Below are 7,398 nucleotides of genomic sequence, written 5' to 3' on the forward strand. Positions count from 1 at the left end.
CGAAGCCATCCACCGTCATTCCCAACCTACCCTTATCAAAATCAAAAAAGCCATCACTCTGAAATTAATCCGCTAGACTAGAAACCAGGAAGGACAGTTCGCTGTTCGTCACCGAGTTTCATGGAATCAGTCGTTTCATGAGAAGTGGGCATATGACCCACTTTTTTATTTGGAGTAGTGGTCAAATGGTGCATCCTCTGATTCCCCAAATCCTCGATCTGGCTGCCCCCGTAGCAGACTCTATTGGCTTGGAAGTGGTTGCAGCCGTGTTTCATACTCACCAAAACCCTCCAGTGTTGCGAGTAGACGTGCGAAACCTGCAAAACGACACTGGGCTAGAAGATTGTGAACGCATGAGCCGTGCTCTAGAGCCAGTCCTCGACAGCACTGACTTCTTCCCAGACAACTATGTTTTGGAGGTGTCAAGTCCTGGCGTTTCACGGTTGCTCACGACCGATCGCGAGTTCATCTCGTTTCGAGGGTTTCCGGCAACCGTCAGCACCTCTGAGCCTTATAAAGGTCACACCGAATGGACGGGGGATTTAGTTCGTCGAGATGAAAAAGCCGTCTATCTCAACCAAAAAGGGCGACCGATTACCATTCCTCGCGATTTAGTCGCTCAGGTTCAGCTAGTCGAAGGTGAAGAATAATTCTCTACTGGTCATTTCTACAGAACAAACTCACCGAATGACCCCACCCCCTTTCTAACAATCTAATATTCACGGAGATTTTCATATGTCAATGGTCGCCTTACCCGGACTCAAAGACATGATCGATAGCATCAGCCGCGATCGCAACCTGCCCAAGCTGTCGGTTCAAGCCGCTCTACGCGAGGCCCTAATGAAGGGATACGAGCGGTTTCGGCGCACCCAACGCATGGACAGCCCTAACTTTGAAGAAGAATATTTCGATAACTTTGAAGTTGAGTTAGACATCGACGAAGAAGGCTTTCGCGTGTTGGCGACCAAAACGATCGTCGAAGATGTCAACAACCCCGATCACCAGATTGCCCTCAAAGAAGTGCAAGAAGTCGCGGCTGAAGCCCAAACGGGCGATACGGTGGTGCTGGATGTCACCCCTGAACAAGGCGACTTTGGACGGATGGCAGCGATTCAAACCAAGCAGGTTTTAGCGCAAAAACTGCGCGACCAACAGCGCAAACTCGTTCAAGAAGAATTTCAGGAGTTAGAAGGCACCATTCTGCAAGCCAGAGTGCTGCGATTTGAGCGCCAGTCTGTGATTATGGCAGTGACGAGCGGATTTGGTCAGCCAGAAGTCGAAGCAGAATTGCTAAAGCGCGATCAGTTGCCCAACGATAACTATCGGGCAAATGCCACGTTTAGAATTTACTTAAAGAAAGTGAGCGAAGGCTCTCATCGAGGCCCACAGCTTCTAGTTTCTAGAGCCGATGCAGGTCTAGTCGTCTATCTATTTGAGAACGAAGTTCCTGAAATTCAAGATGATATCGTCCGCATTGTGGCAGTGGCGCGAGAGGCAAATCCGCCTTCTCGCTATGTGGGGCCCCGCACTAAAATCGCCGTTGATACCTTAGAACGTGATGTCGATCCCGTTGGCGCTTGCATTGGGGCACGTGGCTCTCGAATTCAGGCAGTCGTAAACGAGCTGCGCGGCGAAAAAATTGACGTGATTCGCTGGTCGCCTGATCCCTCAACTTATATTGCCAATGCTCTTAGCCCCGCCCGTGTAGACGAAGTGCGCCTGGTCGATCCTGATGGTCGTCAGGCGCATATTCTGGTTGCCGAAGATCAACTGAGTTTAGCGATCGGCAAAGAAGGGCAAAACGTGCGTCTTGCCGCTCGATTAACAGGCTGGAAAATCGATATCAAAGACATCAAGAAATACGATTACGAAGCCGAGAACGAGAGGATCGCCGCTTTAGAAGAGTCTCGTCGCCTCGCCCAAGAGCAGGCTGAAGCGGAATATTATGAGGAGTACGATGACGAAGAAGAATATGAGGAAGAGACTGAGCAGCCTGTGAGCGCAGCCGAGCCTCAGCCAGAAGAACCAGAAGACGAGCAAGAGGACGAGATCTGATCATTCAGGGGGCGTACTCCAATAATGCGCCCCGTTGTTTTTGCTTATGGAACCTAATTATCGTCGCTGCATCAGTTGTCGTCGAACTGCCCCTAAACAAGAGTTTTGGCGAGTGGTTAGAAGTCATTCGTCTAACACGATCGCTCTTGACCAAGGCATGGGGCGTTCTGCCTATCTTTGTCCACGATCGCAGTGTCTAAAAGCAGCTCAGAAAAAGGATCGGTTGAGCCGCGTCCTTAAAGCGCCAGTTTCTAAGCAGGTTTATGAAACCCTGTCGCAGCGCCTCTTAGCTGAGACAACGAGCCTATCCAAGACTCAGCACTAGGGTTTAGATATGCCACACGACCCACCTACTGCCTAAAATTGCGATATCATGGAAGCAACGTCATAGGGATTGATAGCCAACTCCAGCGCTTGTGATCAAGAAGCGAACAAATGGAAGGCAAGGAAAAGCAGAAAATTAAGCAATACATCAGACTCCATGCAGTCATCAGGAGTCGGGTTCGCTAAAATTGAAGTTGTCTTGACTATCCCAGACCCACTTGTTTGAGAGATTAAGTCTCAAGTCAAGTAAATCTTTCCTAAAAACCTAGTTGACTCACGTTGAGGTACTAAAGCTTGCCCTTAAACGATCTGCTCCACTTCCAAAATTCCATCTTAGAATTGCGATGCCTAGATCCAGCGTTTAGGCATCCAAGTTCTGGAGTTCGATCGGACTGTAGTGCAGACAGGTGTGAGTCAGTGCAACAATAGAGCATAGGGTGGGCGATCTCTGAAGTAGCTTTTCAGAAAGACTAGCCTACTGAAAATTTCAATAAGCTTTTGCGAAAAAAACGTAAAAGCTGTTTACATTGTGGATCAATCAGTCTGTATAGACTGTTTAACCAAAAATGCTCTCAAGATTTCAGAGTTTTGACCACCGTCAGATCTTTGAAAGCCCGCCAGAGCATAACAGAGTCAACCCAGATCGAATGTAGTTTTAGTCAAAACAGAAGGCAACTATGTGACAACCTGGATCGAATGAGGAAGAGTGGATGAACAACGCCAAAGTCAGAATTTACGAGCTATCACGAGAATTGAATCTAGACAACAGAGATCTCTTAGCGATCTGCGAACAACTTAATATTTCAGTCAAGAGCCACAGCAGCACCATTACAGAAGACGAAGCCGAAAGGATTCGGGCTGCGGCGGCAAAATACACGGCTAGTCACCCACCTTCTACAAAGTCGAATCCAACTCGTCAATCGGCTAATTCACAACCTGCTGAGATTAGAAAGAAAACGCCCTTGAATATTCAGAAGAAACAGCAAATTTTAGAAATTCGCAGACCGATCACGCGCTCTGCGTCTGAGCCACAGCCCGAACTCAAAGCTCCTCCTACACCTCAGCCGACCGCGACCCAGACTCATCAAGCTCCCGCGAACCCTGCTGAATCAAATCGTCCAACACACCTAGAATCAGAAGAATTAAAGCCAGAAACCTCTGATGCGCCGATCGCACCCACTGAGTCTTTTGCTGACCCGGCGGCAGACATTTCGCCTGCTCCTGTGGAAGCGCCTCAGCCCGAACCTCCAGCGGCAACTCAGAAGCCTAGCGTTTCGATCGCTATTGAGCTTGTAGAAGAAAAGCCCTTGTCTCAGCCTCCGGCAAGACCTGCGGCAACCTCTTCTCGCCCTTCAACGGCTACTAAGCCCGTTCTAAAGCGCGACAAAGCCGCCCAGCCAGCACCTAGCGCAACAGAAGCGCCTCGTCGAGAACTTGGGGCAGCGCCTCAGCGAGAAGGTAGTAGACCTCAAGGCGGCTCTCCGGGTGAAGGGGTTCGTCGTCCTGTTCCAGGTGGCAGACCTGGTGAAGATCGCTCCACTCCTCGCCCACAGACGATCGTCGAATTGCGTCGTCCTAAGCCTGTTCAATCACCTCAAGACTTTGCTGTTCAGGGCGATGGTGCTGCAACCGCAGGTCTAGTTCTGCGTGTTAACCGCCCAACCAGACCTACGGCTGACGCGCCCGTTGCTCCTGGCCCGCTCGATCTGCAACTCAACAAACCGACCCCGCCGAAGCCCAAACGAGCTAAAGGATGGGATGACGAGGAAGAGGAAGTACAGGAGTTTCCCTCTGACAAGGCGAAGCTCGCAGCGAAAGGCAAGCGACGTGTTCAGCCCAAGATCGACGAAGATGACGACGACGATCTCGACAACCTGTCAGGTGGCGGAATTGTGGATGCTGCTCAAATGAGCATTTCCTTAGCGCGTCCTGCCAAGCCCAAAGGTTTGCCGGGTCAAATCAGGGTGGCTGCGGCTCCAACGCCCGCCGCTCCGCAGCGTAAAAAGTCTGGCGGCACTCGCGATCGTCGCGATCGTCGCGATCAAGAAGTTAAGGTCGAGCGTCCAGAAACCATTACGCTGACAGGTGGTTTAACGGTGCAAGATCTGGCTCAAAGGTTAGCCGTTCCTGCGACTGATTTGATCACCAAGCTGTTCATGAAGGGAATCGCAGCGACCATCACCCAAACTCTGGATATCGGCACTGCAACCATGGTTGCCGAAGAATATAACGTTGAGGTCGAAGCGGGTGAGAAACAGGAAGCCGCCCGTAAAGTGACTGAAATGGTCGGCGCTGAGGATTTGGAGTACCTGATTCGTCGTCCTCCAGTGGTCACCATTATGGGTCACGTTGACCACGGTAAGACCACTCTACTCGACTCGATTCGCAAGACAAAAGTCGCTCAGGGAGAAGCGGGTGGGATCACCCAGCATATTGGGGCTTACCACGTTGACGTAGAGCACAACGGGCAAGAACAGCAGGTGGTCTTCTTAGACACGCCGGGTCACGAAGCCTTTACCGCGATGCGGGCACGAGGCGCACGGGTGACTGACATTGCCATTCTGGTTGTGGCAGCCGATGATGGCGTACAGCCGCAGACCATTGAGGCAATCAGCCATGCGAAGGCAGCAGGTGTGCCGATCGTCGTGGCAATTAACAAAGTAGACAAAGAAGGGGCACAGCCCGATCGCGTCAAGCAAGAACTCACCGAGTATGCTCTGGTTCCTGAAGAGTGGGGCGGCGACACGATTATGGTGCCCGTCAGCGCCATCAATGGAGACAACCTGGATACCCTTCTAGAGATGATTCTCTTAGTAGCAGAAGTTGAAGATCTGTCTGCAAACCCCGATCGCTCCGCTAGAGGGACGGTGATTGAAGCCCATCTCGACAAGGCTAAGGGCCCGGTTGCGACGCTGCTGATTCAGAACGGAACGCTGCATGTTGGCGACATCTTAGTCGCGGGATCGTCGCTGGGTAAGGTGCGAGCAATGGTGGACGATCGCGGTAAGCGCGTTCAAGTCGCATCGCCTTCGTTTGCGGTAGAAGTCTTAGGCTTGAGTGATGTTCCTTCTGCTGGAGATGAATTTGAAGTCTTCCAGGATGAGCGCGAAGCTCGTGCCGTTTCTGATGCAAGAGCCGACGATCAGCGTCAATCTCGACTGCTGGCTGCTGTGTCTTCTCGTCGAGTCAGCCTGAATACGCTCTCTGCTAAAGCGCAAGAAGGCGACCTCAAAGAGTTAAATCTGGTTCTAAAAGCAGACGTTCAGGGTTCGCTCGAAGCCATTCTTGGTTCCTTGCGTCAACTGCCTCAAAAGGAGGTGCAGGTACGAGTGCTGTTTGCGGCTCCGGGTGAAATCTCTGAAACAGACGTTGACTTAGCGGCGGCGAGTGACGCTGTGGTCATTGGCTTTAACACGACGTTGGCTCCAGGGGCGCGACAAGCTGCCGATCGAGCCGGGGTCGATGTGCGCGACTACAACATTATCTACAAACTGTTGGATGATGTGCAGGGCGCGATGGAGGGTCTGTTAGATCCCGAAATGATCGAAGAACCCCTCGGTCAGGTTGAGGTTCGGGCGGTCTTCCCAGTAGGACGCGGTGCGGTTGCGGGTTGCTATGTGCTATCTGGCAAGATCGTCCGTAACTGTAAGATTCGCATCCGTCGGGGTAACAACCTGGTTCACGAGGGCAACCTTGACTCTCTGAAGCGGATGAAAGAAGACGCACGGGAAGTCAATGCTGGCTATGAGTGCGGTATTGGCTTAGATAACTTCAGCGCCTGGCAAATTGGCGATATTATCGAGGCTTACCGCATGATCTCGAAGCGTCGGACGCTCGCTAAATAGAAAGCAAAAGGCAGAAGGTTAAAACTCCTCCTGCCTTTTCTTTTGAAAATCTCATCTGCGATCGAGTCATGCAGAAATTTGAGCATCAGTTGGAAACCATTTACGCGGTCGATCGCAACACATGGCGAGGCTGGCTAGAGAAAAATCATGACACTGCTCTCGGCATTTACCTTATTTACTACAAAGTGAAAAGCGCTAGGCCTAGCGTTCGGTATAATGAAGCGGTCAAAGAAGCTTTATGCTTTGGCTGGATCGACAGCAAAGTCAAATCGTTGGATGAGGAACGCTATCAGCAGATATTCACGCCCCGAAAACCTAAGAGCGTGTGGTCAAAATTAAACAAGCAGTCCATCAAAGAACTGATTGAGCAAGGTTTGATGACTGAGGCGGGGCTGAAAAAAATAGAAGCTGCGAAACAGAATGGCTCCTGGGAGTCATTGGATGCGATCGAAGCTTTGACCATTCCCGCAGACTTACAGCAGGCACTAGCAGCGAACGAAAGGGCTAACCGACATTTTGAGGCAGTTAGTAACTCATCCAAGAAGATCATTCTCTACTGGGTTGGAAGTGCCAAACGATTAGAAACTCGGTTGAAGAGAATTGAGAAAACGATCGCTTCAGTCGCGCAAAACGAAAATCCATTAGGACGGTGAGAAGTCTTCTTTTCTGGTTAATCGATCGAGGGTTGCCATCATCACTGCGGTGGTTTGTCCCGAAACGGTGAAAACTAGTGCCTCACGATAAACTCGTTGGGCAGGGTGATATTTAGAATTGGCGGCACCACTGGAAACGGTCACAGCAGCCTGAGCGCATCGGTTGGCAATATTGACCGCCCAACCCCTCAAACGCAATTTTTCCTCAAAAGATTCTCTTTGCTGTTGAGCCACGTAAATTTTGCTGCGACAGTCGCTCAATTCTTGAGTCAGCGATTCTAAAGCGGGCGCGATCGTCAAATAAGATTTTGTTTGAGCGGTTGTTTTGAGAATGTCTAACCCTGCTTGAGCACATCCGATCGCAAAGAAACTATGGTTGAGAACGTTAAGACGATCGCTGTTGTGAATGGCTTGTGCCGATCGAACAAATGCCACATCAGAATCACGTGAGTTGGACGGAAGATAGAAGCGCAAAAGGAAAGCTGAGACTACCTTTGAAAGTCATGTAAACCTTTTGAGTC

Annotated in this window: 6 protein-coding genes; 5 read left to right on the forward strand and 1 reads right to left on the reverse strand. The window is 50.7% G+C overall.

Annotation, left to right across the window (positions count from 1 at the left end; genetic code table 11):
• The first annotated feature begins 152 nt into the window (after nt 1–152).
• The 5 genes from rimP to C7B65_RS15885 all read left to right on the forward strand — a co-directional run bounded on the left by rimP (nt 153) and on the right by C7B65_RS15885 (nt 6,877).
• A complete protein-coding gene (rimP, locus tag C7B65_RS15865; protein WP_317615795.1) occupies nt 153–650 on the forward strand; it encodes a ribosome maturation factor RimP in 498 nt (165 codons plus the stop codon).
• An 85-nt stretch (nt 651–735) separates the two neighbouring features.
• On the forward strand, nt 736–2,055 hold the full coding sequence (gene nusA, locus C7B65_RS15870; protein ID WP_073069682.1) for a transcription termination factor NusA: 1,320 nt from the start codon (nt 736–738) through the stop codon (nt 2,053–2,055).
• Nucleotides 2,056–2,101: 46 nt separating this feature from the next.
• Complete coding sequence (locus C7B65_RS15875; protein ID WP_073069683.1) at nt 2,102–2,380, forward strand: YlxR family protein; 279 nt, start codon at nt 2,102–2,104, stop codon at nt 2,378–2,380.
• A 709-nt stretch (nt 2,381–3,089) separates the two neighbouring features.
• Nucleotides 3,090–6,224, forward strand: a complete 3,135-nt coding sequence (gene infB / locus C7B65_RS15880) for a translation initiation factor IF-2 (protein ID WP_073069684.1) — start codon at nt 3,090–3,092, stop codon at nt 6,222–6,224.
• Nucleotides 6,225–6,292: 68 nt separating this feature from the next.
• Nucleotides 6,293–6,877 (forward strand): YdeI/OmpD-associated family protein, encoded by a 585-nt coding sequence (locus C7B65_RS15885; RefSeq protein ID WP_073069685.1) that lies wholly within the window; start codon nt 6,293–6,295, stop codon nt 6,875–6,877.
• Here C7B65_RS15885 and C7B65_RS15890 read toward each other — a convergent pair.
• Nucleotides 6,866–7,312 (reverse strand): acyl-CoA dehydrogenase family protein, encoded by a 447-nt coding sequence (locus C7B65_RS15890; protein ID WP_143161998.1) that lies wholly within the window; start codon nt 7,310–7,312, stop codon nt 6,866–6,868. The two genes, C7B65_RS15885 and C7B65_RS15890, sit on opposite strands and share 12 nt — an antisense overlap.
• Nucleotides 7,313–7,398 lie beyond the last annotated feature (86 nt).

This window comes from Phormidesmis priestleyi ULC007, assembly GCF_003003695.1.
Taxonomy (GTDB): Bacteria; Cyanobacteriota; Cyanobacteriia; order Leptolyngbyales; family Leptolyngbyaceae; genus Phormidesmis_A; species Phormidesmis_A priestleyi_A.

Bases quoted from the DNA above. Each gene is read 5' to 3' on its own strand.
- rimP (WP_317615795.1), top strand. From the start codon at position 153: ATGACCCACTTTTTTATTTGGAGTAGTGGTCAAATGGTGCATCCTCTG.
- nusA (WP_073069682.1), top strand. From the start codon at position 736: ATGTCAATGGTCGCCTTACCCGGACTCAAAGACATGATCGATAGCATC.
- C7B65_RS15875 (WP_073069683.1), top strand. From the start codon at position 2,102: ATGGAACCTAATTATCGTCGCTGCATCAGTTGTCGTCGAACTGCCCCT.
- infB (WP_073069684.1), top strand. From the start codon at position 3,090: ATGAACAACGCCAAAGTCAGAATTTACGAGCTATCACGAGAATTGAAT.
- C7B65_RS15885 (WP_073069685.1), top strand. From the start codon at position 6,293: ATGCAGAAATTTGAGCATCAGTTGGAAACCATTTACGCGGTCGATCGC.